1 protein-coding gene is annotated in these 1,916 nt (G+C 76.3%); it reads right to left on the minus strand.

Annotated elements, in window-relative coordinates; all coding sequences use genetic code 11:
• Positions 1 to 72: 72 nt before the first annotated feature.
• Positions 73 to 1,680: a CocE/NonD family hydrolase gene (locus tag ACFWXO_RS15500; RefSeq protein ID WP_380524436.1), complete on the minus strand. Its 1,608-nt coding sequence runs from the start codon at positions 1,678 to 1,680 to the stop codon at positions 73 to 75.
• Between the last annotated feature and the right edge of the window lie 236 nt (positions 1,681 to 1,916).

The raw sequence follows: 1,916 nt of genomic DNA on the forward strand, positions 1-1,916 counted from the left end.
GGGGGTGGCCGGTCTGTCGGTGGGCCCCCCCCCCCCCTCCCTTCCGGTTGGCGCGGGGGCGGGGCGCCGGCCTCAGCGGACGGGTAGCGAGACCTCCGCCGGACCGAAGGCCACCGTGCCGTCCGACGGCGTCTCGCCGCCGTACAGGCCGTCCCGGGTGCCGAGCACCAGCGCGAGCCGGTGGCCGGCCGGGAGGTCGTACGCGGTGGGGAACAGCGTGACGTCCAGCGGGAAGGACTGCCCCGCCGTACGGCCGGACCAGCTCTGCGGGGCGTGCGCGATCAGCCGCCCGACGCCGAGCGCGTCAACGTCGTAGAGGTACGCGACGGCGGTGCCCTGCGGGGCGGAGCCGGTCACGGTGGTGTGCACCCGGACGGCCCCGCGCACGGACAGGCCCCGCTCGTACGGCTCCGACTGCCGCACGGCGGCGGCCTCGCGGTCCAGCAGCGGGACCAGGACGGTCGGCGGCTGGTGCAGCCACTGGTCGACCAGGCCGGAGAGCAGCACGGTGCCGCCGCTCGCGCCGGAGGACCGGTCGCCGCGGACGGTGGCGGTGCCGGCCAGGTCCAGCCGCTCGGTGCGGGAGGCGACCGACTCCCAGTCCGGGTACGCCTCGTGGGTGCCGGTCGGGCGGACCTCCAGGCCGACGCCCGGCGGCAGGCCCGCGCCCGCCACGCCCTTGAGGTGCTGGTCGAGCCAGCCGCGGGCGTCGTCCCAGGTGGCGTTGGAGAAGCCGAGCAGGCCGGTGAACTCCTGGCTGGCGTGGTCGCCGGGCCGCAGTTCGAGGCGCTTGGGGACGGTCAGCCGCCGGTAGAAGTCGGTCATCTGGCCGGGGTTGAAGAAGCTGTCGCTCCAGCCGTTGGCGAGGTAGACGGCGGCACCGTTGGCGTTGATCCGGTCCAGGTAGGCCGCGGGCGAGCGGAGCTTCGCCCAGGCGATCACGTCGGGGAGGTCGTGGTCGCCGAACAGGTCGTCCAGGGCGGCCGCGAACTCCGGGCTCTTGCGCCCGGTCAGGCCCTCGATCCGGGCCAGCCGGGTGGCGGCGGCGGTGTGCCGGGTCTGTCCGCTGTACAGCGCGTCGGTCAGGTCGGCCCAGCCGCTGAGCGAGGCGACGGCCTTGATCCGCGGGTCGAACGCGGCGCCGAGGAGGGTGAGGCCGCCGCCGAGCGACAGGCCGATCATGCCGACCCGGTCCGGGTCCGCCGGGGTCTGCGCGAGGGCCCAGTCGATCACCGTCGAGATGTCGGCGACGTCCTTGGGCCCGGCGACGTCCACCTCCCCGCCCGAACCCCAGAACCCGCGCACGGTGTACGTCACGACGACGTACCCGGCGGCGGCGAACCGGTGCCCCTGGGCGACGTACTCCAGGTCGTTCTGCCCCCAGCTCGCGGGCTGCACCACCACCGGGTAGCGGCCGCGGGCGTCGGCGCCCGGGGTTCCGGCGGGCGGGGTGAAGACGTCGGCCTTGAGCACGACGCCGTCCCGGGCGGTGATGTCCGCCAGCCGGAAGCCGCCGAGCGCGGACGCGGCGGCGGACCCGAACGCGGGTGCGGCCGGCGCGGGTTGGGCCATCGCGGGTTGGGCCACCGCACCGGCCCCGAGCCCGAGCGCCAGGGCCAGGGCCAGGGCCAGGGCGGCGCTCGCCGCCCGGTGTCCGCCGGTTCGGTGGGGTCGTGCCATCACGCGCTGCTCCCTCGGTCCACTTGATGTGATCACGACGAGCCTAGTGATCACAGCCGACCCCGGAGGAGGTGGTGATCAGCCAAATTACTGGCCGGTAACGTGACCTGGCGGCGGAACCGCGAACGGGGGTGGGGGGCCCGGGGGGGGGGGGGTGCCCCCCCCCCCGGGCGGGGGGGGGGGGCGTGGGGGAGGGGGCGCGCGCCGGGGGGGGGAGGGCGTACACCCCCCCCGAC

The organism is Kitasatospora sp. NPDC059088 (assembly GCF_042738155.1).
Lineage (GTDB): Bacteria > Actinomycetota > Actinomycetes > Streptomycetales > Streptomycetaceae > Kitasatospora.

Excerpts from the sequence above, each read along its gene's own strand:
- ACFWXO_RS15500 (WP_380524436.1), bottom strand. The coding sequence starts at position 1,680 with ATGGCACGACCCCACCGAACCGGCGGACACCGGGCGGCGAGCGCCGCC.